The 23,647-nt window shown below is 49.2% G+C and carries 21 protein-coding genes; 9 read left to right on the top strand and 12 right to left on the bottom strand.

The window, feature by feature from the left end; genetic code table 11:
• Positions 1-44: 44 nt before the first annotated feature.
• From ggt to SYN7336_RS03070, 4 genes are all read left to right on the top strand, one after another.
• The gene (gene ggt / locus SYN7336_RS03085) at positions 45-1,601 is read left to right on the top strand and encodes a gamma-glutamyltransferase (protein WP_017324456.1); all 1,557 of its coding nucleotides are present in this window, start codon (positions 45-47) and stop codon (positions 1,599-1,601) included.
• Between the two features lie 113 nt (positions 1,602-1,714).
• Complete coding sequence (locus SYN7336_RS03080; RefSeq protein ID WP_017324455.1) at positions 1,715-2,116, top strand: hypothetical protein; 402 nt, start codon at positions 1,715-1,717, stop codon at positions 2,114-2,116.
• Between the two features lie 81 nt (positions 2,117-2,197).
• A complete protein-coding gene (locus tag SYN7336_RS30435) occupies positions 2,198-2,350 on the top strand; it encodes a chlorophyll a/b-binding protein (protein ID WP_017324454.1) in 153 nt (50 codons plus the stop codon).
• Between the two features lie 167 nt (positions 2,351-2,517).
• On the top strand, positions 2,518-3,084 hold the full coding sequence (locus SYN7336_RS03070; RefSeq protein WP_026100649.1) for a Uma2 family endonuclease: 567 nt from the start codon (positions 2,518-2,520) through the stop codon (positions 3,082-3,084).
• A 45-nt stretch (positions 3,085-3,129) separates the two neighbouring features.
• On the opposite strand, the gene SYN7336_RS03065 is transcribed toward SYN7336_RS03070, so the two are convergent.
• From SYN7336_RS03065 to purH, 3 genes are all read right to left on the bottom strand, one after another.
• Positions 3,130-5,835 (bottom strand): P-loop ATPase, Sll1717 family, encoded by a 2,706-nt coding sequence (locus SYN7336_RS03065; RefSeq protein ID WP_017324452.1) that lies wholly within the window; start codon positions 5,833-5,835, stop codon positions 3,130-3,132.
• Between the two features lie 15 nt (positions 5,836-5,850).
• Positions 5,851-6,153, bottom strand: a complete 303-nt coding sequence (locus SYN7336_RS28575; protein ID WP_202951134.1) for a hypothetical protein — start codon at positions 6,151-6,153, stop codon at positions 5,851-5,853.
• A gap of 573 nt (positions 6,154-6,726) precedes the next feature.
• Positions 6,727-8,277 (bottom strand): bifunctional phosphoribosylaminoimidazolecarboxamide formyltransferase/IMP cyclohydrolase, encoded by a 1,551-nt coding sequence (gene purH / locus SYN7336_RS03060; protein WP_017324451.1) that lies wholly within the window; start codon positions 8,275-8,277, stop codon positions 6,727-6,729.
• A gap of 353 nt (positions 8,278-8,630) precedes the next feature.
• On the opposite strand from purH, the gene cobO reads away from it, so the two are divergent.
• From cobO to SYN7336_RS24185, 3 genes are read left to right on the top strand one after another with little or no spacing between them, the layout of a single operon-like run.
• Positions 8,631-9,245, top strand: coding sequence for a cob(I)yrinic acid a,c-diamide adenosyltransferase (cobO, locus tag SYN7336_RS03055; protein WP_026100647.1), 615 nt, complete (start codon positions 8,631-8,633; stop codon positions 9,243-9,245).
• Positions 9,245-10,642, top strand: coding sequence for a cobyrinate a,c-diamide synthase (locus SYN7336_RS03050; RefSeq protein ID WP_017324449.1), 1,398 nt, complete (start codon positions 9,245-9,247; stop codon positions 10,640-10,642). The genes cobO and SYN7336_RS03050 overlap by 1 nt, the downstream gene beginning before the upstream one ends.
• Positions 10,643-10,677: 35 nt before the next feature.
• A complete protein-coding gene (locus tag SYN7336_RS24185; protein WP_017324448.1) occupies positions 10,678-12,231 on the top strand; it encodes a DUF4127 family protein in 1,554 nt (517 codons plus the stop codon).
• A gap of 159 nt (positions 12,232-12,390) precedes the next feature.
• On the opposite strand, the gene SYN7336_RS03040 is transcribed toward SYN7336_RS24185, so the two are convergent.
• The 9 genes from SYN7336_RS03040 to SYN7336_RS24180 form a co-directional block, all read right to left on the bottom strand.
• Entirely contained in the window at positions 12,391-13,260 is an 870-nt protein-coding gene (locus SYN7336_RS03040) for a phycobilisome linker polypeptide (protein WP_026100646.1), read from the bottom strand.
• Between the two features lie 48 nt (positions 13,261-13,308).
• Positions 13,309-13,518, bottom strand: a complete 210-nt coding sequence (locus tag SYN7336_RS28570; RefSeq protein ID WP_071590729.1) for a phycobilisome linker polypeptide — start codon at positions 13,516-13,518, stop codon at positions 13,309-13,311.
• A gap of 47 nt (positions 13,519-13,565) precedes the next feature.
• Positions 13,566-14,384 (bottom strand): phycobilisome linker polypeptide, encoded by an 819-nt coding sequence (locus SYN7336_RS03030; RefSeq protein ID WP_017324445.1) that lies wholly within the window; start codon positions 14,382-14,384, stop codon positions 13,566-13,568.
• 542 nt (positions 14,385-14,926) lie between these two features.
• Entirely contained in the window at positions 14,927-15,415 is a 489-nt protein-coding gene (gene cpcA, locus SYN7336_RS03025; RefSeq protein ID WP_017324444.1) for a phycocyanin subunit alpha, read from the bottom strand.
• An 84-nt stretch (positions 15,416-15,499) separates the two neighbouring features.
• Complete coding sequence (locus SYN7336_RS03020) at positions 15,500-16,018, bottom strand: phycocyanin subunit beta (protein WP_017324443.1); 519 nt, start codon at positions 16,016-16,018, stop codon at positions 15,500-15,502.
• Positions 16,019-16,564: 546 nt separating this feature from the next.
• Complete coding sequence (locus SYN7336_RS03010; RefSeq protein ID WP_051039724.1) at positions 16,565-17,329, bottom strand: phycocyanobilin:ferredoxin oxidoreductase; 765 nt, start codon at positions 17,327-17,329, stop codon at positions 16,565-16,567.
• Positions 17,330-17,398: 69 nt separating this feature from the next.
• Positions 17,399-19,300, bottom strand: coding sequence for a response regulator (locus SYN7336_RS03005; RefSeq protein WP_017324440.1), 1,902 nt, complete (start codon positions 19,298-19,300; stop codon positions 17,399-17,401).
• Positions 19,301-19,328: 28 nt separating this feature from the next.
• On the bottom strand, positions 19,329-19,715 hold the full coding sequence (locus SYN7336_RS03000; protein WP_017324439.1) for a response regulator: 387 nt from the start codon (positions 19,713-19,715) through the stop codon (positions 19,329-19,331).
• A gap of 53 nt (positions 19,716-19,768) precedes the next feature.
• Complete coding sequence (locus SYN7336_RS24180) at positions 19,769-22,252, bottom strand: ATP-binding protein (RefSeq protein ID WP_202951133.1); 2,484 nt, start codon at positions 22,250-22,252, stop codon at positions 19,769-19,771.
• 627 nt (positions 22,253-22,879) lie between these two features.
• Between SYN7336_RS24180 and SYN7336_RS02985 the strand changes: the two genes are divergently transcribed.
• Together SYN7336_RS02985 and SYN7336_RS02980 are read left to right on the top strand one after the other, a co-directional pair.
• Entirely contained in the window at positions 22,880-23,218 is a 339-nt protein-coding gene (locus SYN7336_RS02985; RefSeq protein ID WP_026100644.1) for a type II toxin-antitoxin system RelE/ParE family toxin, read from the top strand.
• On the top strand, positions 23,215-23,520 hold the full coding sequence (locus SYN7336_RS02980; RefSeq protein WP_017324435.1) for an addiction module antidote protein: 306 nt from the start codon (positions 23,215-23,217) through the stop codon (positions 23,518-23,520). The genes SYN7336_RS02985 and SYN7336_RS02980 overlap by 4 nt, the downstream gene beginning before the upstream one ends.
• Positions 23,521-23,647: the final 127 nt, after the last annotated feature.

Below are 23,647 nucleotides of genomic sequence, written 5' to 3'. Positions count from 1 at the left end.
CCATCCTTGTATGACCCCGTATGACCCCGATCGCGCGAGTCGCTATGCCATCCCCACACCGAGGTGCAATTGCTGCCGGGCATCCCAAAACGGTTGCCGCTGGGCTAGAAATGTTTCGCTCGGGGGGGAATGCCTTCGATGCGGCGATCGCGGCCATGCTGGCTTCTTGGGTGGCAGAACCGGCCTTGACTTCAGCCGGTGGGGGAGGCTTCTGTCTGGCCCACACTCAGGCAGGCGACAATGTCCTGTTTGACTTCTTCACCCAAACGCCGCGCCAGAAGCGGCCTGCGGGCAAGAGCAATTTTTATCCAGTGCTGGTGGATTTTGGCGGCGTGCAGCAAGAGTTCCACGTCGGGCTCGGTTCTATGGCAGTACCGGGCAGTCTCGATGGGGCGTTTTGCATTCACCAGCGGTTCGGATCGCTGCCCTTTCGCGTGGTGGCCGAGCCCGCCATTCGCTATGCCAAACAGGGGGTGGAGGTGAATGAATTTCAGCAGTACGTCTTCACAATTCTCCAGCCCATTCTGACCGCCTGCCCCGAGATGCGTCGGGTGTATGCACCCAGTGGCGAGTTATTGCAAGTGGGCGATCGCCTTTTCATGAAAGAGTTTGCCGCGACATTAGAGTATTGGGTTGCAGAAGGACCGCAAGTGTTTTATCGAGGGGACATGGCCCAAAAGTTAGTGGCCGATTGCCGCGATCGCGGCGGGCATCTCGCACTGGCCGATCTCCAGCACTATCGCACCATCGAGCGCAAACCTCTATCCGTTCGCTATCGCGGGCGCACGCTACTCACCAACCCAACGCCGAGTTTTGGGGGCACGCTGATTGCCTTTTCGCTCAAGTTGTTAGAGCGGATTGACTTGCAGGCAGTGGAATTGGGGTCGCAGCAGCATGTGAAGATTCTGACTGACATCATGCGCGCCACCAATCTGGCACGGAACGAGCGTTTGGACGGCCAGATTTATCGGCAGGCGATCGCCGACGAGTTTCTCGCCTGCGAATCCCTCGAACAGTACGCAGCTTCGCTCGGGACTGGAGGCAGTAAGTGGGGCAGCACGACCCATATTAGTGCGATCGATCGCGACGGAAATGCAGCTAGCATTACCGCTTCCAATGGCGAGGGCTCGTCCTATGCCATTCCCGGTACGGGGGTGATGCTCAATAACATGTTGGGGGAGGACGATCTCAACCCCCACGGCTTCCACCAATGGCAGAGCGACGTGCGGCTGTCATCCATGATGGCTCCCACGATGGTGTTGGAAGGAGGCAAGCCCAGCATTGTGCTGGGATCGGGGGGGTCGAAACGCATTCGCACGGCGATCGTGCAAGTGCTGTCGAATTTGCTCGATTTCGGCCTGCCGGTGACCGACGCGGTGGCTGCCCCGAGGCTGCATTGGAATGAAGGGGTGTTGAATATCGAGCCGGGGTTTCAATCCCTCGATATCAATGAACTAGCGATCGCCTCTGATGAAACCCTCGTGCAATGGCCGCAGCAAAATATGTTTTTTGGCGGCGTTCACACGATTGCGAGAGACGCGAACGGCCAGTTTGTGGGGTCGGGCGATCGCCGTCGCAGCGGCGTGGCGGCGTGGCTTTAGGGAAAACCTCTGCCCAAAGTAGGCATCGCGGCATTGGAATCGCAACGCTTCAAGCAATAATGTTGAAGTATATTGCGTTGTCAGTCCGTTTAAATTCTGGAATTATGCCTACGATGTTGACTCAACTCCGCCGTCTGGCGATCGCCGCTCTGCTTGCCGTCGCTCTCTATATGGGTTTGCCTAGCCTGCAACCGCCTGCCTCAGCCGAAGTACCGCCCCCCATCGCTCAACTGCAAGAGCAAGTCGATACTCTGCAAGGTTATGTGAACAAGCAAGAGTGGCTTGAAGTGCGCTCCTACATTCACGGTCCGATGGGGTTGGTGCGCCGCCAGCTATTTTCCATCTCGCAAGACTTGCCCAAAGCCAAGCGAGCTCAACTGAAGGACGATTTCAAAGCCGTACCGGAACTGCTAGATGCAATGGATGCAGCGGCAGAAACTTACAGTAGCGACCGCCTGAGCCAAACCCAAAAAAAGCTTGAAGCTGCTGTTGATAATATTGCCAGTGCATTTTAGCTGCGTCAGTTTTGCAAATTTTTGTAAAATTGAGTTAACTGCCAGTCCCGTAACGTCCAGCTATATCGAACGAGGTTTCCCATGTCGAACCCCAATATCACCCAGCCTAAGTTTGGCTTCAATGACTATTGCGAGCGGATTAACGGTCGTGCTGCCATGATCGGTTTCCTGCTGGCGATTGCGATTGAAGCTGCAACCGGTCAGGGAGTCATGGCTTGGCTGGGCTTGGTCTAACCCTCATCCAGTCAAGCTGACGACCTTGAAGTCCGATGCCTGTAGCAAAGCCCCCGATCGCGATCGGGGGCTTTAATTCTGGGCTCATCTCCCCTGCAGATACACTAGGGACATAACGGAAAGCACACCTGCAGCAGCTCGGACCTGTCAGAGAACGGGATGGAATGATGTTAGCCACTGAACTACGAGAACGATTGAAATTCACTGCAGCCCGCTACGAACTGACGACCGAAAGGGGTGTACTGACCCAAAGCGATCGCGTCGAGCTCATCGAGGGAGAAATTGTCGAGATGGCTCCCATCAGTCCTCCTCATAATTCCTGCACGGATCTACTCACCGAACGGTTTGTGCTAGCTCTAGCAGGGAAAGCCATTGTTCGGGTGCAAGGAGCAGTGCGCTTAAGCGATCGTTCAATGCCCGAACCCGATCTGGCGATTCTCAAATATTGTGAAGACAGATACCGCGATCGTCGCCCAACCCCTCGGGACATCTACGCTCTGGTTGAAGTTTCTGACTCAACCTCGGATTACGATCGTATGGTCAAACTACCTCTGTACGCCCGGGCTAATATTGCTGAATATTGGATTTTGGATGTCAAGGCCGAGAAGATTCTGGTGCATCGACAGCCGAACGGCGATCGATATGGCGACTATCGAGAATATTCGCTTGGGGAGTCAATATCGCTTTTGGCTTTTCCCGAGATTAAATTTTCTGTTGCATCGCTTTTACCTTAAGAGTGCATGAGTGGTGAGAGCATAACAGCAGAAAGCCTGCAGTAGTTAAATAGCGCCAGTACGAGACATTTCAAAGCCATGGACATAAATATCTGCAAATCTAAAGCGCTCATCTTTAGCACGCCACTCTATGATGCCGACTTCACTAATAAATTCAACAAAATCATCAAAAGCTGGGATCTGTTCACTTACTGATATTTCCCAAAGATGCTGTAGCTGTTGTTTTTCAACGAGGGCAGGTACACCTTTAAGAGTCTCCAAGAATTCAAGTAGGTCTGGGTACTCTTCTTTGACCGCACTGCATCGCTCTTCAGATGCTTCCCTTAGTCCAAATTCTAAAGACTTACCCCGTAGTAATCTATCTATTGGAGCTTTAATTGAAGACCGATCTTTATAGCTTAGCTCCTGCTCTTTAGCACCTGCCAGTAGTATGCTTAAGCTTCGAGGGAAGGTAGTATTACTAGAATCTGTAAGCCGCTCATAAACCCATCTAGAAACATACTTAGCTTTGCTACCTCTTCTTCGGCGGCTTCCCCAGAGTAATTCCAGTGCACGGTTAATAGCCTCTTCAGTAGCTTGATCGATGCTTTCGACGGGAGAGAGTTGAATAGCTAATTCTTTAAACTTCTGAGAGTGTAGAGCTAGTCTTAGAGCTAGTCTTAAAAAATCTATTCTTGTCCACTGCAAGAGCAGATCTCTTCCATTAAAGTGGCTTTTATTATCAAATATCAAGCGGCTCCAAATATCTTCCCTCAAGAAGATCTTGAACCTTATAGATTTTATTCTACGCGCATCACATGACTGAAGGAAACGAAACAGTCCGGTTAGTGCTTGTTTCCTAACATCATACTGAGAAGCAAAATCTTCATCTAGATCGTCATACAAAAACCATGCTATCTTATCTTTTTTGGCAATACAATCATCAAGAATATTTAGCGCATCCTTTGATACAAGAATCAACTCAGGTTCTGTAGATAATCTAATTAAGGCGTTAGTATGCTCAAGCCGCCAGTCATGGACGGGCAGTCCACTAATAATTTCTTTTAGCCGTATGAATTTTTTCCCTCTATTCCCACGTAGGAATTTGAATAGTTCAGATTGATAAGCACGTAGCAATAAATATGCTCTCCAAAAAGCCTCCCAGCTAGCCTCCTCAGATTCTAAAGCGCTCTGAACTACTTTGAATTCATCCCGAGATGGTCTACTCTCGTGAAATCTACCATGACCAGAAAAACAAATAACATCATCTAGACGTCCGTAAGCAAGCTTTCTTGCCAGCTCAAAGTGCTTTAATAATAACCAATAAAGAGCAGTTTTTCCAGTGCCTTTTCGTCCTCTTATTAGACATGTGGTGTTATCAAGAAATCTTTCAAAGTCAGTAGTACGCTGAAATAATAAAGCTAAGTTTTGCTTTGGATCTGCTGCATTAACTTCCGGAAAACTCAAGCTTTCTATAATATCCCAACGATGTTCAGGTTCAGATAGTATTTTACTACGCTGAAGTTCATCTGTCTCCTCGTCAATCAGATTAGCAATTCGTGCATAGTATTCTAATAATGATGTCACCGGATAACTATCTGCTAGAGCAATCGAGGGGATATACGGTATAATAAGTGGCTCGTACTCTTCAATTTTTGATAATACATCAGAATTATCGTTATCCTCTGAAGTAGCTTCACAGTCCTCGTCCTGTAATTTACCTTCTACTCGATCAATTTTTTCTTGCAGAGAAGACCATATATTTCTGACTTTAACTGCTCCTGCCTCGGCTGTATCAGGGACAGGAGTAAAAACAAAGTTAATTGAATATCGTTTTAATGATTTTAACGCTTCAATCAACAAGTCAATCTCTAGTAAATTTTGCTCGTTAGGGAATAAAAACAGTACAACTTCATCAGCAGCCTGCAACAAGGATAGCGCTCCCCACTGATTAATGCCTGTCCGAGAATCAACCAGCAAAATATCAGGTTTAAGCTGCTCAGAAATCTCGTCCTTAAAAACTGACCAAAGGTTTCCATCATCGCCAATAACCCTTGTCGTTTGGAGATCGTCAACTTTAGATAAGTAGTCAAAATCCAGATTTCCAGCAGGAACGACAAATAATCTACCTGTAGCATCTGGAATCCTAACTTCGCCAAATATTTGAGTTACTGAAATATTATTTGCCATCCCTTCCGGTAAGAATGCTCGTTCATAAAAGTAATCAATGATCCCATAGACAGGCTTCGGAGTTAGATTAAAAGCTGTGCTTAATCCCGGAGCTTCTAAATCTAAGTCAACTGCAACAACTTTACGTCCTCGCCTTGCAAGTACCCACGCAACATGAGTTAGAGCAGTTGTCCTTCCAACTCCTCCCTTATAAGAATAAAAAGTGACTGTTCTTGGTGACTGTACCCCATTGAGAGATTGAGTTTGTGATTGATTCTGGGGATTTTCAGCCCACTGGGCAAGATCTTGCCATGTCCTTACTGAAGAAGAAACCGAAGATATGGGGGCTTGAATTTGAAGTTCATCAGCTTCTTGGCAGGTGTATAGTGATAGGAAGCCTAGAGATACTGGAGATTTAATCTCATTGACTATTTCTATAATTCTATCCTTTCTTTCAGAAAATGAAGCCTCCAAAAAACAATTGCTTATAAGAGTGATATTTAGCAAACCTGCAGTAGAAACATTAATGTCAATCCACTCTTGAGAGGTTTTGATAAACTCCTCCTCAAGCCTATCTTTAAGAGCAATTTTCCAGTTCTGCATTGTTTGTATGTATCCTCAAAGTTGAGTTGCTTGCAACCTCAGCCAAGCTAAAAGACGTGTATATGTTTCCCACCATTCTTTGTAAGACTTCGCATCTGGGGCATGGCAGGAATATCGCATCTCTATAAAGTGTTGATTTGGCCTTTCAACAGCTTGAATCCATTTCATCACATTTGGATACTTCTGAACTCTCGAATAAAGACGGTTATTACGCTTTAGTGCTTCGACAAAACTATGTCCAGGATTAGTGAGTGTATGGCCAGGATTATTCGAATTTGTTTTCCATTCTGGAGCAGCTCCTTTAGGTATAGATGCCATTGCTATAGACTTAAGAAGGCACTCAATTGTAATTCCTCCGAAATGCATAGCTGCTATTTTTCAAACAGATTTGTTTAAAATTTGAGTATCAGCTTGCCTATCTAAAAATATAGAGTGATAGTCTTCCATTATAAAAACTGAACCTAATCAATTATTTATCTAGGCAGCAGCTCGGCAATAGGAGCATAGCTCTAGTTACGTCGCGTTATCGCGTTATAATGTTACTCTAAACCAATCAGCCTTGCACCCACCTTTCGGCCCAAAGCATCACAAGATTCGGTTCTCAAACTTAGCATACTGTCGCCGAAAAGCTTGCAGATTTCTTGTTCCCTGAATGCCACCGTTGATTAAGGGTGCTCTATCGGTTTCTCCTCAGGAACATCTTCACCGACCGCCTCGTAATAGGCTGGCACAGTTCATACTGCTTAACGGTAGAGTAACACTCTGGGCAGAGCATAGATCTCACAAAAAGCTTATGATGACTTATCAAAGGTATTACCTTCGTTTGAAGCATGCCACCAGGATTGCTGTCATGCCCCACTCCGGTTACAGGAATACCCAGCCGTTCGGCCTTTAATGCAAGAAATGACGAATGCCCGTGCAAATCATCGGGATACCCGCTACATTGGCCGCATCGATCGATTCTCGATCGCGAATACTCCCTCCCGGCTGAATCACCGCAGCAATCCCGGCCGCCGCCGCATGGGTGACGCTGTCGCCAAAAGGGAAAAAGCCATCACTCGCTAAAACCGCTCCTTGCGCGCGATCGCCTGCTTGCTCTAAAGCAATTTTGGCAGCCCCAACCCGGTTCATTTGGCCCGCACCGATGCCGAGGGTGCGACCGTCCTTCGCCACCACGATCGCATTCGATTTCACAAACTTGCACACCTTCCAGGCAAAGGTCAAATCCCGCAGTTGAGCAGCCGTGGGTTGAACTTCAGTGGGAATCGTCCAACTGTCGGGATTGGTAGGGGTCGAGTCCGCTTGCTGGACGAGGTAGCCCCCCGCGATCGCTTTCACAGTTTGCTGCGGTCCCGCTTGAAAATTCGGCAACACCAACAGCCGCAAATTCTGTTTGGCCTGCAGGATTTCAGCGGCTTCGGCACCGCAGGCCGGAGCAATGACACATTCCAAAAAGGTTTCGGTCAGGGCTCGGGCAGTGGGGGCATCCAGCGGGCGAGTGATGGCAACAATGCCGCCAAAGGCCGAAACGGGATCGCCTGCCAATGCCGATCGATAAGCCTCCTCTACCGTGTCGGCTAGGGCCATACCGCAAGGGTTCGTGTGCTTGAGAATCGCCACACAGACTTGGGGGTCGTCGGCAAACTCGGCGGCGATCGCCCTGGCCGCCTCCAGATCCACCAAATTGTTGTAGCTTAAGTCTTTCCCTTGCAGCTTTTGTGCCCCCGCCCAGCCAGTCAGCTCGCCCATTTCGCGGTACCACAGGGCCTGTTGTTGGGGGTTTTCGCCATATCGCAGCGTTTGATGGGGAATGGCGCGAATCAGTAACGGCGGTTCTCGGGCAGGGGTTTCCCCGACAGATTGGCCGGCTAAATAGGCGGAGATGGCGCAGTCGTAGCTGAGGACGCGATCGAAGGCAGCACGGGCACAGCTAAAGCGAAAGTCGAGGCTGGGGCTGCCGTGGGTCTCCAGTTCGGCTAGATAGGGTTCGTACTGGCTGGGATCGGTCAGGATGGTGACGCGATCGAAGTTTTTGGCAGCAGCGCGGACGAGGGTGGGACCGCCAATATCGATTTGTTCGATCGCCTCTGTTAAGGTTGTCTCCGGCTCAGCTACCGTTTGTTCGAAGGGGTAGAGGTTGCAGGCGACTAACTCGATGGGGGGGATGGATTGGGCCTCTAGATCGGCGCGATCGGAGTCGAGCGTGGGGCGACCGAGAATGCCGCCATGAATGCGGGGGTGTAGGGTTTTGACGCGACCGCCGAGAATTTCGGGTGCGCCGGTATGCTCCGAGACTTTGGTGACGGCAATACCGGCGGCTTGCAGGGCTTTGGCGGTGCCTCCGCTGCTAACAAGCTGAAATCCATATCGCTCGACCAGCGATCGCGCTAAATCCACGATGCCAGTTTTATCGGAAACGCTGAGAAGGGCCAGACGCGCCATGACGGATTTCGCTCGATCGGCTTCAAAAGTGCCTTGCTATTGTGCGCCACGATTGAGTCCCCCACAAGGGTTAAGCGGCGATCGTTCGAGCAATAGGAATAGAGTGGCACAAGCCCTCCATCGATCCTCAGCAGTCATTTGCAGAGGAAGTAGTGGACGAGCGACGCCTGCGTCGGAGCCAAACACTGGTTAAATTTCAACAAGGGCAGGAAAACTCTCGCAGGAAGTTGGGATTGGAACCCGAGGACTGGCGCTACTTGCAGTCTAGGATCGAGCGATCCCGCATGGCTTCAGCGGTAGGGGAACGATTGGGCGGATACAATAACAAAACCGTTTCGCCCGATCGATCGCCCATGACTGCCGATTCTGTCGCCGACAAGCACCGCCTCAAAATGGAGCGCCGCAAGCAGGTACAAGACCAACGCTTGGCCCAGATGAAGGATCGCAAAGGTCTCATCATCGTCAATACCGGCGACGGCAAAGGCAAAAGTTCTGCGGCCTTTGGGGTAGTGTTTCGCACCCTCGGCCACGGCTTGAAGGTGGGAGTGGTGCAGTTTATTAAAGGAGCTTGGCAGCCCGGAGAAGCGAAGCTACTTAAGTCAATGAACTCGGAGTTAGTGGAGTTTTATGCCTTGGGGGAAGGGTTTACCTGGGAGACGCAGGATCGCGATCGCGACATTGTCAGCGTCCAAAAGGCTTGGCAGACTGGATTGCGCCTCCTCACCAGTGGCGACTGTCACGTTGTGCTGTTGGATGAAATCAATATTGCGGTCAAACTGGGATATCTCGCGATCGAAACAGTTTTAGCAGGGTTGCAACAAAAAACTGCAGACACCCACGCCATTTTGACGGGGCGGGGAGCCAAGCCAGAGTTAATCGAGATGGCAGATTTGGTAACGGAAATGACCTCAGTCAAGCATCCGTTTCGAGAGCAGGGCATTAAAGCGCAACTGGGGATTGAGTACTAGTGGCGATCGCGATCGCTGCTGCCGCTAGCGGCAGTGGCAAAACGACGATTGCGCTGGCATTGCTGGCCGCTTTGCAGCGACGCGGCTTGCGCGTGCAGTCCTTTAAGGTGGGACCGGACTATATCGATCCCGGCCTCCATTGGGCGGCAACCCAGCTGCCTTGCCGCAATCTGGACCCGTTTTTAACCTCTGAAGACTACGTGCGGCGCTGTTTTGCTTACCACTGCCAGGGCAAAGATGCTGCTGTAGTCGAAGGGGTGATGGGCTTATTCGATGGCAAGGTGGGGGCCGACGATTTTGCCAGTACTGCCCACGTATCGCGGCTGCTCGATCTCCCCACCGTCCTAGTGTTAGATGCCCAAAAAGTGGGGCGGACGGTGGCGGCGATCGCCTACGGTCTGATGCAGTTCGACCCTCGCGTGGCGATCGCCGGAATTATCTTCAACCGGGTCGGTTCCCCCCGTCACGCCCAATTGTTGCAGGAGGCGATCGCCCCCCTCCACATTCCCGTTCTAGGGATTGTCTATTCCACCCCAGACATTCACATGCCCAGCCGCCATTTGGGGTTGGTGCCTGCAGGGGAACAAGCGAATTTTTCCCGCAGGCTCGATCGCCTCGCTCAACTGGCCGAAGTGTCACTCAATTGGGATCTGCTGCTGCCCTTGGTGCAGGCATTACCCCAACCGCGATCGCTCTGGCCCGATGTGGTGCCGGGGAGGGCACATCCCACGATCGCTGTGGCCCGCGATGCTGCCTTCAATTTCTACTACGCCGACAACCTAGATTTACTGGAACATCTGGGTGCAAACCTGCAGGAGTTTTCGCCGTTAGACTCTGGGTTTAGCAAGTTGGACGATTGCAGCGGTTTGTATTTGGGGGGTGGCTTTCCCGAAGTGTTTGCAGCGCAGTTGTCGGAACAATTGCAAGCCCATCCGCTGCCCGATTACCTGCCGATTATCTATGCCGAATGCGGCGGCTTGATGGTGCTGGGTCAACAGTTGGACGATCGCGAGGGCAAGACCTATCCGATGGCAGGGCAATTGCCCTATTCCACACAAATGACCCACAGACTGACGCTGGGTTACCGGTCGGCCACGGCGATCGCCGATTCGCCCATGATTCGCGCGGGCGAGACGGTGCGCGGACACGAGTTTCACCATTCAGTCTGTGTCTCGCCAGTCGCAAGGGAGATTTATCGCGGGGAGATTTATCGCGGGGAGATTTATCGCGGGGAGATTTATCGCTGGGACGATCGCCGGGAAGGCTGGGGTACGGAACAAGTTCATGCTTCTTATTTGCACGTCCATTGGGGCAGTCAAACCCAACTGGCCCAGCGGTGGTTGCAGACCTGCGACTCGACGTTTCGAGCCAAACATCAGATGGAAATTGCCCGTTGACCGATTGAGGAATGAGGACCGTTGGCGATCGCCCCATGAAAATTCTGTATCTTCCCCTCGACGAGCGGCCTTGCAATTACCGTTACCCGCAGGCGATCGCGAGCCTGCAACCTCGCTTGCACTTAGTCGTGCCGCCGATGGAACTTTTGGGCCGCAAGAAACAACCAGCAGACGGCGATCGCCTGTGGCAATGGATTCAGCAGGAAGCGCCCCACTGTCAAATCGCCATTCTTTCGCTGGAAATGTTGGTGTACGGCGGTTTGTTGCCGTCGCGGTTACACGATAGCTCTGTTGAGGAATTGAGCGATCGCCTGAACAGAGTTTGCCAACTCAAAACTGCCCATCTCAATCTCGACATCTTGGCTAGCAATTTAATCATGCGAACGCCCTCGTATAACAGCAGTGAAGAAGAACCGGACTATTACGCCGATTGGGGCGAACTCATTTTCCAGTGGGGCTGGTTGGAGGATAAGCACAATCGCACTGGCCTCACCGATGCCGAACAGCAGCAATGGGAGCAAACCGAGCGGGATCTGAATCGAGAGTGTTTGGAGGATTATCGATCGCGCCGCGCTAAGAATCTGAACATCAATCAACAGGCGATCGCCCTAGTGAAGTCAGGGGTGATTTCCTTTTTGTCGATCCCGCAAGATGATTGTGCCGAGTATGGTTTTACGGCGATCGATCGCCAACAGATCTTTCGCAGCATTACGGCACTCCGCTTGCAACAGCAGGTTCATGTCTATCCCGGTGCGGATGAGGTGGGCTGCACCCTGCTCGCAAGAGCCTACGCTCAACTCGCAGGCGTGCGACGCAAGCTATACCCCCTCTTGAGTTCCAGTCAGTCCCAACAGATCGTTCCCCTCTACGAAGATCGCCCGTTTGGCGAAAGTCTCAAGTCCCATATCGCAGCCGCAGGAGCCAGTGTTGCCCTCATCCCTCAAGCGGCCGACTGCATTTTGGCCGCGAATACAGCCGGTCGAGTCGTGCAGGAATCGTGGCAGCAGTCCGCAAAAGATTTGACCTACCACAGCCATCGCAATCTCCGCTGGTTTGCAGCCCAAATTCAACAATTGCTCGCGGAGGGAAAGCCCGTGGCGATCGCCGATGTCGCATTTGCCAATGGCGGCGAAACCGAACTGGTGGAATTGCTGGACGATACCGCTTGCTGGGATAGCATTCTGGCCTATGCCGCTTGGAATACCAGCGGCAATACCCTCGGTACGACGATCGCAACAGCAGTTCTCGGCTTAGAGGCAGGCGATCGGCAGGCGATCGCCTTCAATAAAATCCACCACCTGTTAGAAGACTGGGCCTATCAGTCGATTGTGAGACTCGATGTTGGCGATCGCTTTTTGCCCGCTATGGGTGCTTCTGCTTTCAACTTCAAGGGCAAAGAACAGCAAATTGCCTCAGAAACTGAGGCGCGACTGCAAGAGGTTTGGCAACATACCATGCGTCAGTCCTTTCAGTTCTGGACAATCGAACGACTGGCGATCGATTTCCCCTGGCAGCGCATGTTTGAAATTGGCCTACAACTCTCCATCGCAGCAAGCTCGGGTTCTAACCTATGTGCTGGCATCGACTGAAGAAGGCCCTCTGCAACAATTGCAAAAGTTGTTAATTCCCTTCGACATTCAGCAATTCCATACAGAGAGCTGTGAAAGCTTTTCAGGCCCCCTTAGCCAATGCTGAGAGAGCCCGAATCATCGATATCCAATCGGCTGTGCTGACAAAACACTCAGAACCTAGGCTGGCGTAATGCTAGCAACCTTTCCCCCCAGACTGTTGATTCGCTGGAGCGTGGGAGACAGTTGCTCGTAAGACACAACATAAGCCCTGCTGCTTCTGCGAATTTTAGGATAGCCAGGCTTACAAAGGCCCGCAACTTCAACCCGATACAGACGTCCTGCCGAGTCTGTAGTTGTGGTCCTGGCAAAATTTCGACTTTGAGGGACGTTGCGTTTGGAGGCGCGATAAGACCAGCCATTGCTGCCTCCCGAAGGGGCGATCGCAGGCGAGACTTTATTCTGTCCTAGTTCGCTGGCCAGACGGGGAGCAGCCCCCTCCGCTTGAGAGCGATCGCTATTGGCATACCCCCGATAAAGGCGGAACATGCGGGGAAATCCAGCCATCTTTTGGCCAGTTTGAGTCGAAAATCCTCGATAGTAAGGAACAATAGAATCGCCAAAGTTCTCTTCATATTCGGCTGAATCGATATAGGAATCAATCTCGGCCTCAAATCCCTTATTTTGATAAAGGTCGAGATGCTCGGTAACTTCTGACTCGTCGTAGGGGGCACGACCTAATAAGTGCTTAAAGTTCAACTCAATGGTACGAGTCTGAAAATTTGAATAAAGAAACTTTTTCTTATATAACTCCGATTTGGCTATAGTACGAATAAAGTCTCGCACCGAGATCGAGCCGTTACACAATAGCGACTCGGCACCGACTAGCCGCTCGGAGGTCATAATATAGTCATTGCCCAATACCTGTCGGTATGCAGCCCGAATAATCGGCTCAGCCTCTTTCTTCGTCGATTGTGGTCGTAGTTCAAAGACAGCTTCACCATCGTAAGCAATAGTCCCTAAGCGGGATGCTGCCACCGTAATTGCCACTTCTTATTCTCCCGATATACTGCTAATTAAAAAACGATGCAACCGCCATTAAGCCGGGGTTAGACTAACAATCTTACCACCTCGCTTATTCAGCTTCTGTAGGGTAGGCGAGAGTTGCTCGAAGGACACGAGGTATTCCATCGAACTGCACCGAGTTTGGGGCATGCCGTCAACACCTGCTTGCGTCACCACTAATCGATAGCGCCGACCATCAAAAGCAATCGTCCCCAAGCGGGATGCTGTTGCTATAATTGCCACTTCTCATTCTCCCGATAGACTACTAATCACAAATGATGCAACCGTCATTAAGCAGGGGTTAAACTAATAATCTTGCTACCCCGCTTGTTCAGTTTTTGTAGAGTCGGCGAGAGTTGCTCGTAAGACACGAGATATTCACTCAAACTGCGCCGGGTCTGAGGCATGCCTGCAACCCCTGCTTGCGTCACGACCAAGCGATAGAGCTTCCCGCGAGCAGTCGAAGTCGTGCCAACGAGTGCTGCCATTTGGGGCTCTCTTTGAACGGGTGTCGAGGTATTGCAGGCTAGCTCGTAGGTCAATCGAGAGCGCTTGCCATTTCCTTGAGCGCGATCGCTATTGGCATAGCCTCGATATAACTGGAACATGCGAGTAAAGCCAACAGTTTTTTGCCCCTTTTGTGTCGAGAATCCTCGATAGTAAGGAACGATAGAGTCGCCAAAGCTTTCAGCATATTCGGCTGAATCAATATAAGAGTCAATATCTGCCTCAAACCCTTCGTTTTGATAGCGGTCGAGATGCTCGACGATCTCAGACTCATCGTAGGGAGCGCGACCCAAAAGATGCTTGAAATTCAACTCAATGACGCGAGGATGGTAATTGGGGTAAAAGAACTTTTGTTTGTATAGCTCCGACTTAGCCACATTGCGAACAAAGTCACGAACGCTAATATAGCCTTCTCGCAACAACGATTCAGCACTGACCAATCGGTCCGACGCCATCAGATGATCGTTGCCCAAAACCTGTCGGTATACCGCTCGAATGATGGCTTCAGCATCTTCCCGACTCTGGTTGGGGCGCAATTCGATCGGGCTCATTTCGCTGAAGGCTGAGGTACCGAGACGAGAGGCTGCTTCAGTAATTGCCACAAGTAATTCTCCTAATAATAACGCTAGGCTGGATAAATATTGCTCACCCTGTTACGCTGCTTTCCAAACTGCTTCAAGCGATCTGATTAACTACTCTTCTCTTCAAGAATGACGTACTCCCGAACACTGCTTCAGAGTTGGTCTCCTGCTGCCGTTATAGTTGCTGGGTCACTTGCAAGCAGCAGAGCTTAAGTACGGCTGCCTAATTTCATACCAGCCAACCTCTTACAAAACATTGTAGTATTGTGAGTGAAACTGGTGTGCTTTAGCCAGCTCGTCGATCGAGTAAGCATATTTCGATCGGTGATAGCGATTGACTATGTCCAGCAATCTTAGCGAGATTGTAAGGCGATCGAGCTAAAAAGAGATTGAAGTTCAATTGATTGAACTGAACTTGAGAACGAGGATAAAAAATCTTTTCCGATAAGATTCTAAAGCAGCAAGCAGGCAGATATGAGAGCGGGATGCCCGAAGGTCGAGATTGCTGCTGAGTGCTTGTGATGCGCCAACAGCAATCTTTGGCTCCGGGCAAATACGACCATTTAGCTCAATGCATTAATCGCATAGTCGAGATAGGAATTGGCTTCGACAGCAGCATCGCCGCTCAAACCATGATTTCCCTTGATGTACTTGAGGGCTTCAACATACCAACTGGGCGATAGCTCGAAGGTGCTGTTGATTTCAGCAATCCCCGAAATCAAGTAATCGTCCATCGGTCCGGTGCCGCCAGCGATCAGGCAGTAGGTCACCATGCGCAGGTAGTAGCCAATATCCCGAGCGCATTTCGCCTTGCCTTCAGGCGTAGAAGCATAGTTCGAACCCTGCATCTGAGTGGTGTAGGGAAACTTCTGATACACGGCATTAGCAGCGCCATTCGTCAAGCTATCTGCTTTTGAGCTGAGCGCTTGAGCTGCTTGAAGGCCAGATGCAGCTTGGCGCAAACGACCAAACCCTGCCTGGAGCTCAGTTGAACTGAGAAAACGACCTTGAGAATCGGCTGCAGCCACTGCTTCAGTGAGTGGAGTCTTCATTCGTTATTCCTCTAAATCTTTAGTAGTGTCAGATCTTGTCACGAGACATTTCTCAATCTGCTGGGATTCAGCAAATTCAGAGCGTTAGCCAACTGCTGCTGCTGCTTTATCGAAGTAGCTGCCCAACTCTGACATTAAGCTGCTGCAATCGCCACGGGTAATTCCCTCTGGATCGTTGGCGATCGCAACTGCAGCCGCCTTCATTTTGTTAACGCCTTCTGCAACAGAAGCACCAGGAACGCCTAATGCGGTATAGGTTTCTCTGAGGCCGTTAAGGCAACGATCTTCTAAAACGCTGCCGTCACCGGTAAAGACTGCGTAAGTGACATAGCGAAGAATGATTTCCATGTCGCGCAAGCAAGCAGCCATGCGGCGGTTGGTATAGGCATTGCCGCCAGGGGCGATTAAGGCGGGTTGCTCGGCAAACAGAGCTCGGGCAGCATTCGCCACAATCGTTGAAGAATTGCCGGTAATACGATTGACAACATCAATACGCTTATTGCCGTCGGCGACAAGTTGATTTAGCGCGCTGATTTCTGCATCGCCAATGTAGGCACCTCGAGTATCAGCTTGGGAGATCACCCTAGTAAAGGCGTCAAACATTAAGATTTCTCCTATCAAAAAGAGTTCTAAGACTTGGATTCACATCCGTTAAATTTTTGAGCCAAAACAGCATAAAAACATACTGCGATTGCTCATGTTCTGACGATCCCAATCCCGCCAAGAGACATGAAAAAATGCCGAACTTTTGGGAGAGCTCGTCAACCGTAACCTGACGGGATCGAAACCATGCCAGCCACTTCCCTAGCTTGAATAAGGCGGTATCCCAACTAGCTTGGGAAAGAGGAAGGTGGTAATGGCTTTTGGACCACGCTCATTTAAACAGGCCGACCGTGCAGATGGCGTGCAGAATCCTGAGAAAACAGTGAAGTTTTATTGAGTCACTCGAGCTGTGCCAGCTCGGCGAATTGCCTTTCCAGCATCGCTGCGAGACCTCTGGCAGATTGGCCAGCGAGCCAAAAACAACGCCGATCGAGCTAGTCTGAGTTCAAAGCTCGATCGCGAATCAGAGCGAGCCAGCTTCAGGGCGAGCTCGGCTAGCAGAGTAAAACCCATTACGATAAATTCAGCTTTGACGGATCGAACTGCTTATGAATTGCAGTCAAACAGCATTTTTTGCAGGTATCGCTCGGTCCACTCTACCCCAAAGGACTTTTCTAACACCCGCCGAGTCTTATCATTTTGGCGCTGCTTAGTGCAGTAATGATTTTGACCCGACAGGATCTCGTTCTGCTGCTGCTCTGAAGAACTGGGCGACGTCTCGACCGCAATTGTGCAGTGCAATGTCAAGTAGCTCTGGACTCGCTGCAGAAATGCAGCCTCTTCACAGGCATCGTGCGGGCGGACAAAGAGACAAAATTTTGAAAAGATATCGCCCCAGATCGGTAAATTGCGTTGCTCGGAAAATTGCACGGCGGGAAGAGAAGACAATGCTTGGCTATAGGCTGAAGGTAAAGAGAGATCGGATGTCACGGGAGAAAGATCGACAATCGCAGCACTAACTCCCTTGGGTCCCACAACAATATCCGTACCGAAGATTGGTAGGGGGTATTGAGATCTCGGAAACATGACACAGTGCAAAATATCGAGGTTATTGCCAACTCGTGCAAGTTCCAAATGAAGCTTGCGAAACTGCGATGTCTGATAGCAGTGATTTTCGATTGTCAGGCGATCTTCTTCAAGTTGCCCCTCAATATAGCCAAGCCCAGGAGGAACGCTATAAGGCAATAGCGTTAGCTGGCGGTGCCAGACCGTCTCAATACAATTGGCAAGCTTGCGAATCAGGTCGTGCTGACGATCTCGCAACGATGGCTCGCGTTCCCGCAAGAAGGATGGTGGCAGGGTAGCGTACATATCCCAAGGAAGCTAAGTGTGTTGTTAACCCTGACCGATTCCTGTGCAAATGGCGTGTAGCGATCGATATTAGACATGCTGAGCTGATTGCAAGCTCCTGACGCGCTCGAGGCGGTTGAGAATCCGAGTGGCCAACTCGCGACCTCGGACAGGTTTACAAATATAATCATCAGCGCCGATCGCAAAAGCTCGATGTTGCGTTTCCGAGTCTGCGTGCGCACTCACAAATAAGATGGGAAGCTGGCTCCAAGCGGGATCGCATCTCAGCATCTTGCATAAATCGATACCATTCACAGTCGGCATTTCAACATCCAGTAGCAATAGCCTCGGCCTAACGGCCTTGAGAACTGCCCAAAAATCGATCGCATCACTGAGGGTAATTGGCTTGAGCCCCCAAGGTTTTAGTAATGGTGCCAGCATACTCAAAAATTGTGGATCGTCATCCATTGCCAATATAGTTGTCTCTTCATTCGAAGCTGGCAGAATACTTTGCCAAGCTAGATCGATTAATTGAGCCGAGTTGGTCATTTGCCTACACAAGAATTTTCCACCTCGGCGAGTCACTTCAAGTCGATCGCTCAGACTATCTTTCTCTGAAACAACAAAGACCTGAAGCAATGAATCTAAAGCGATGAAGTCTGCAAAGAGCTGAGCTCGATCGCTCGAACTTTCACAATCCATTTCTGGCATACTAGACATGAGAACAATAGCGGGTAACGCCTTACACGTGCTCTCAGTCTGCAAAGGTTGTTTGGGCCGAGAGCTCTGAGATAAAAAGCGTTTAGCCTCTGATAGTGTAGGCCAAACAAGTACTTCTATACCGCGAGAATTGGCCTCTGTCAAAAGCTGTTGAGTGAAAATATCATCTCGACCAATAATCGCGAGCTGCGTTGATTCTTCAAGCGATCGCTCGTCGCTGTCTGCGAGCTGGCTTCTTTCAAGTTCATACCGTACAGCTGTAACCACCGGTAAGGCGATCGAAGCAATATTTTGATGGCGTTCGGAGGAGGTTAATAAGGACTCTAATTCGCGAGCCAATCGGGACCCTTCAGCGAAACCAAATGTCCCTAAAGTACCCGCTAATGTATGAGCGATGGATCTAGCCTCATCCCAATACTTATCGTGGATAGGCTTTTTGAGTGGAGCACTCAGTAATTGCTCGAGCCGTGTTAAATATTTGAGATTTGTTGCTTTGTGCTTTTGCCAGACAGTTGCTAGAGCTTCAAAGTGCTTCTGGCGGCTTTCAGATTTTCTCGGCAGGTCAAGAAGGAATGGAGTGGTCGTTCTATTAACTTTGGGCGGAGCCTTTAAACGATAGCCAATGCCATTCACTGTTTCAATTGTATCGGAGGGAGCCCCTGATTCTCGCAGCTTTCGACGCAGACCCCTCAAATGGGATCTGACGGTGGCATCGGCAGGACAACTCTCTGAAGGCCAAAGATTATCAATAATAGAACTAATACTAAAAATATGCTGTCTTCGGCGTAAAAAGAGCTCTAAAAGAGCATACTCTTTAGCTGTGAGAGACACAAGCTCGTCGTTATAAGTGACTTCACAACTGCGCGGGTCGAGTTTCAAATTTTCCCAGCTAAATATCAGCTCTGGATTAGCATGGGTGCGTCTGAGCAACGCCCTAATGCGAGCGACTAGCTCTTCAAAATCAAAGGGCTTAATGACATAGTCATCAGCTCCGGCATCGAGCCCAATCACTTTGTCCGGACTACTGCTGCGAGCTGTGATGAGAAGGATAGGCACGAGACAGCCTTTAGCACGCAAACGGCGACAAAGGCTGATCCCATCAATTTTTGGCAGCATCCAATCCAGGACGATGAGATCGTAGTCAAGAGTCGATCCATAGGACCAACCTGCTTCTCCATCAGTGACAGCATCGACTGTATAGTGCAGCTCAGTCAGAGATAATGTCAGTGCATCAATCAAAGCAAGATCGTCATCAATCAGGAGAATTCTCATTTAGGTTCGGCAGATAAAATATTTCAGATTAAGATTTCAAGCGCCATCCCAATATTTTGGCAATTTGGCTGGCAAGCTGAAGCGAGTTGAAAGGTTTAGTAATAATACCTGATATACCAAGATTCATGGGTTGAAATTCTTGTGCAGTTCGAGCCTTTGCAGTCAAAAATACAACAGGGATTGTTTGGGTTTTACTGTTGTCTCTTAACTTCTCAAAGGTTGCAATACCATCCATATCTGGCATCATAACATCTAGCAAAATAGCATCCGGCTGCTCAGCCTCAGCCTTTTTGATACCCTCCGATCCTGAAGAAGCCAATAAGATTATCCAGTCTGACTCTAACTCCAAGCTGATTTTAACCACTTCTTGAATGGTTGGCTCGTCATCAATCAGTAATAGTTGCTTGGCACTCATAGAAATGTTGATACAGAATTTTTTGATATAGAAATTTTTTGATATAGAAATTTTTATTTAGACATTGACGGTAATATGAAATAAAAACTGCTCCCTTTCCCTATTGAGCTTTCAACCCAAATCTGTCCTTCATGTTGTTCGATAATCTTCCGACAGATCGCGAGTCCTAACCCCGTACCTCCCTTCTTGCGAGAGTCAGAAGTATCAACTTGCTGAAACCGTTCAAAGATGCTCTCTAGCTTATCACTCGGAATCCCTTGGCCTTCATCTCTTACTTCAAACCTTACATAAGGCCCCGAGTCGATGGAATCATGCTGTATTTTCAATCCACTGCAGTCATCTAGGATCTTAGCAATCATCCAAACCTTGCTATTGGGCTCTGAAAACTTAATCGCATTACTCAACAGATTTGTAAAAGCTTGAATCATAAAGTCAGGATCTACAGATATCTCGACCTCAAGAGGTTTGATTTCAAGTAAAACTTGATGTTGTTGAGCCGTTGTCTGCATTGCCTCTAGAGCTTGCTCCATTAAGTCGGCAGCATTACAGAGCCGTTTTTCCATCGCAACTTTTCCAGATTCCATCCGCTGCCAATCTAAAATATTATTGACTAGGCGGACTAAATGCTTGGTACTTTCATCGGCAATTTCAAGCATTCGTTGCCCTTTGGCTGAAAGAGTTCCCAGACGACCTGAGGCGAGTAACGTCAGCGATCCGTGGATAGATGTTAGCGGGGTACGTAATTCGTGGCTCACAATCGTGATGAATTCATCTTTCATACGTTCTACCGCTTTGCGATCGCTAATATCGCTGGTGAGAGAAAAGAATCCTTTGACATCTCCTTCTCCATCTATATGAGGTATATAGGTGACACTTACAGAACGCATGCGATCGCCAATTGTTTTGATTTCGCCCTCATAGGTGACGGTTTTACCCGACAGCACTGCTTCAATATACTTATAGTTTTCTCGGTAAAATTCTTCTCCAAGAACATCTTTAATATGATGGCGATCGAGTCCTAAATTCGCATGTCCAAACCAGGTTTCGTAGGTTTTATTGTTAAAGCGATAGTATTGGCGATCGTCTACATAAGCAATCAAAGCAGGTAGCGCATTGGTAATCAATCGCAGTTGTTCTTCGCTGCGACGAAGTGCTTCCTCAGTTTTCATTCGAGCGTCAATTTCCTGTTGAAGGTTTATGTTTGCTCGAGTCAATTCAGAAGTACGCTCGGCAACAATCTCCTCTAAATTTTCCAGTAACTGCGCTTGTGAAATGGCAATGCCAATCTGATTGGCTAATTCTTGCATGAGTTCCAGCTCAAAATTAGTCCATTGGCGAGGGCTGCGACACTGATGAGCAATCAAGAGTCCCCAAAGGTGATTCTGGGTATGAGACTGCCGGTTATGGGTTGGGGAAGGTGAATTAATATTTTGCAATATAGGTACGACTAGCTTGGCTCTGACTTTCCAGGCTTCTAAGAAATCAATCAGGCACTCCGCAATTTCTAAATGTGGATCGTGAATATTGGGGATAGACTGGATGCGGCCCTGGCTATAGAGTTCCTGATAGTCAGTCGGAAAGACTTCTTCTGGAAAATCAACTCCTAATGTTTCTGGGTATATCGGCAAGACAGCTTCACTGATGATTCTCCCCGTGCCATTGGGAAAAACCTGATAGATGAGGACGCGATCGACCTGTAGAATTCTCTTTACTTCTCTGACAGCCGTGTTAATGATTTCATTTAACTGTAAAGATTGCTGGATCTTGAGTGTAACTTCAGAGAATAGCTTAGCTCGTTGGTGCTGAAGCCGAAGCTCATCTCTTTTAGAACGCTTAAAATTTCTAGTAATCCATTTCGATGTATGTCTAGAGTTTTTTTTGAATTGACGATTCTTTGTGAAATCAGAATTGCGACTTTTTGCTTTAAGGTGCTTAGGAGAGTGAGTTAGATATTGCCTTCGATGTACCCTCGCTGGCTGGCTGACTGGCCGCTGAGAACCGTTAGAAAGTGGTATCACCGACCGAGTCACTCGTATATCATCCTTCAATTCACTCATCACAGCCGCTGAATCTAAGACCTGAAACAATCTTTCTTGAGAAATAGCTCCAACAATATTATTTTGGTTGTTTATGATAACCAAATATGAAACTTGGCTCTTTTTAAATAACGTTATGATGGAATAAATATTCTCGATTTCTGACTTTATTAGAGTGACAATCGGTTGTAATGCTAAACTTTCGATCTTAATTTCTTCCCAGTTCTTTTCAGATGCAACAAAGGATAAGATCTCACAAATCGATAGCATTCCAATGGGGCCATCATCGTTGGCTACAATTGCACAAGAAGACTTTATTCGACTTGCTTGCCTCCCACTCATGGAAGAGAGTTTGAAAAAGCCGTCGGTCTCGAGAGCGCAATTGGAATCTCGTTCGCCGTTAGGATCGGTTACGCAGATGGCGATCGCCTCTGGCAGAGGCATCTCTGGAGTCACAACTATAGGATGGGTCTCGACGACCTGCCCTAATAGAGTTTTCATAGCGGTCTCTTTTCCAGAGTGCATCATCAAAGTGCGAACTGCCCAAATATCGCTTGCGCTAGATTGTCGGTACGGCAAGCAAGATAAATTTTTCTTATTTTAGTTTTAATCTTTATTTGGATTGCAGAATGTTACGTGATGTAAATCACCCATCAGCAATCGCACGTTATCGGAGCCAGGTAACCCACGACTTTCGAGCTTGACAGCCATTCTCGAACAGCTAGGCTTCAAGCTCTCTGTAGCAGTCAAGGACTCCGCGACAGTATGTATAGATACCATCCAGAGCCCATAGAGCGATCGCAGCTCCGCTTGCTACTCGTCGTCGGCATACGCAGAGATGGATAAACGGGAGCAGACGAGATTGCGATCTTCCAAAGCCATCATTGATGCAGCCCCCAAGAGCACTCCCAAACTCATGGCGACTGGAATCGCTTAAATCTACCTTGCCGCCATAGCTGGAGAGCACAAAAACCGCGGCCACTAGGAGCGGCATAAACTTATCGTTAGGGTTGTGAAGTGGCCTGCTGGGTCCAGCAGACCGGTTAGAATCCCGGTGAGACTATCCATCAGTACTCGGCCACATCTCCCTAGCTAGTAATATCGTAGTTTCTAAGCTACTTTGGTGATGTGAGTACAGCTACTCCGAGGGACATTGAAGAATATGTCACACTTGCTGGGCGATCGCCTTTCAGCGAATGGTTCAATGCTCTTAAAGATCGGAAAACCCGAGCTAAGATTCGAGTTCGCTTAGACCGTCTTAGTTTGGGTAACTTTGGTGATTATCGCGCTCTTAGTGGCCATTTGCGCGAACTGAGAATTGATGTTGGGCCTGGGTATCGTATTTATGTTGCGGAAGTTGACAATCGAGTGATTCTACTTCTAATCGGTGGAACGAAAAAAGCTCAACAAAAAGATATCGACAAGGCCAGAGAGTATTGGCAAGATTACAGAGCTCGCGAGTTATGACCAAAGCATCGAGACCGTACAAGCAGGAACTACTCAAAGCGCTTCAAGATCCTGAAGAAGCGGTTGCATATTTGAACGCGGCCTTGGAAGAAAGCTCGAATGAGATCTTCCTCATGGCGCTGCGGAATGTAGCCGAGGCACACGGCATAACAAGACTAGCGAAGCAAGCCGACCTGAATCGGGAATCGATGTATCGCATCTTATCGGAGCAAGGTAACCCCCAACTTTCGAGCTTGACAGCCATTCTCGAACAGCTAGGCCTCAAGCTCTCTGTAGCAGTCAAGGACTGCGCGACAGTGTAGAAGAGCTGAGATACCATCAGAGCCCAGAGAACGATCTCGACTGTCTTCTACTCTCTACTCGTCGTCGGCATACGCAGAGATAGACAAACAGGAGCAGACGAGATTGCGATCGCCAAAAGCATTATTG

This window comes from Synechococcus sp. PCC 7336 (assembly GCF_000332275.1).
Lineage (GTDB): Bacteria > Cyanobacteriota > Cyanobacteriia > Thermostichales > PCC-7336 > PCC-7336.
The sequence above is the reverse complement of the archived record's forward strand: the minus strand, read 5'-3'. Positions and strand labels throughout refer to the sequence as shown.

What these genes read in the sequence shown, in the direction of transcription:
- SYN7336_RS30435 (WP_017324454.1), top strand. Translation starts at nt 2,198, where the DNA reads ATGTCGAACCCCAATATCACCCAGCCTAAGTTTGGCTTCAATGACTAT.
- SYN7336_RS24180 (WP_202951133.1), bottom strand. Translation starts at nt 22,252, where the DNA reads ATGAAAACTCTATTAGGGCAGGTCGTCGAGACCCATCCTATAGTTGTG.
- ggt (WP_017324456.1), top strand. Translation starts at nt 45, where the DNA reads ATGCCATCCCCACACCGAGGTGCAATTGCTGCCGGGCATCCCAAAACG.
- purH (WP_017324451.1), bottom strand. Translation starts at nt 8,277, where the DNA reads ATGGCGCGTCTGGCCCTTCTCAGCGTTTCCGATAAAACTGGCATCGTG.
- SYN7336_RS02980 (WP_017324435.1), top strand. Translation starts at nt 23,215, where the DNA reads ATGACCAAAGCATCGAGACCGTACAAGCAGGAACTACTCAAAGCGCTT.
- SYN7336_RS03065 (WP_017324452.1), bottom strand. Translation starts at nt 5,835, where the DNA reads ATGCAGAACTGGAAAATTGCTCTTAAAGATAGGCTTGAGGAGGAGTTT.
- cobO (WP_026100647.1), top strand. Translation starts at nt 8,631, where the DNA reads ATGACTGCCGATTCTGTCGCCGACAAGCACCGCCTCAAAATGGAGCGC.
- SYN7336_RS03070 (WP_026100649.1), top strand. Translation starts at nt 2,518, where the DNA reads ATGTTAGCCACTGAACTACGAGAACGATTGAAATTCACTGCAGCCCGC.
- cpcA (WP_017324444.1), bottom strand. Translation starts at nt 15,415, where the DNA reads ATGAAGACTCCACTCACTGAAGCAGTGGCTGCAGCCGATTCTCAAGGT.
- SYN7336_RS28575 (WP_202951134.1), bottom strand. Translation starts at nt 6,153, where the DNA reads ATGGCATCTATACCTAAAGGAGCTGCTCCAGAATGGAAAACAAATTCG.
- SYN7336_RS03005 (WP_017324440.1), bottom strand. Translation starts at nt 19,300, where the DNA reads ATGAGAATTCTCCTGATTGATGACGATCTTGCTTTGATTGATGCACTG.
- SYN7336_RS03020 (WP_017324443.1), bottom strand. Translation starts at nt 16,018, where the DNA reads ATGTTTGACGCCTTTACTAGGGTGATCTCCCAAGCTGATACTCGAGGT.
- SYN7336_RS24185 (WP_017324448.1), top strand. Translation starts at nt 10,678, where the DNA reads ATGAAAATTCTGTATCTTCCCCTCGACGAGCGGCCTTGCAATTACCGT.
- SYN7336_RS03010 (WP_051039724.1), bottom strand. Translation starts at nt 17,329, where the DNA reads ATGTACGCTACCCTGCCACCATCCTTCTTGCGGGAACGCGAGCCATCG.
- SYN7336_RS03000 (WP_017324439.1), bottom strand. Translation starts at nt 19,715, where the DNA reads ATGAGTGCCAAGCAACTATTACTGATTGATGACGAGCCAACCATTCAA.
- SYN7336_RS03080 (WP_017324455.1), top strand. Translation starts at nt 1,715, where the DNA reads ATGTTGACTCAACTCCGCCGTCTGGCGATCGCCGCTCTGCTTGCCGTC.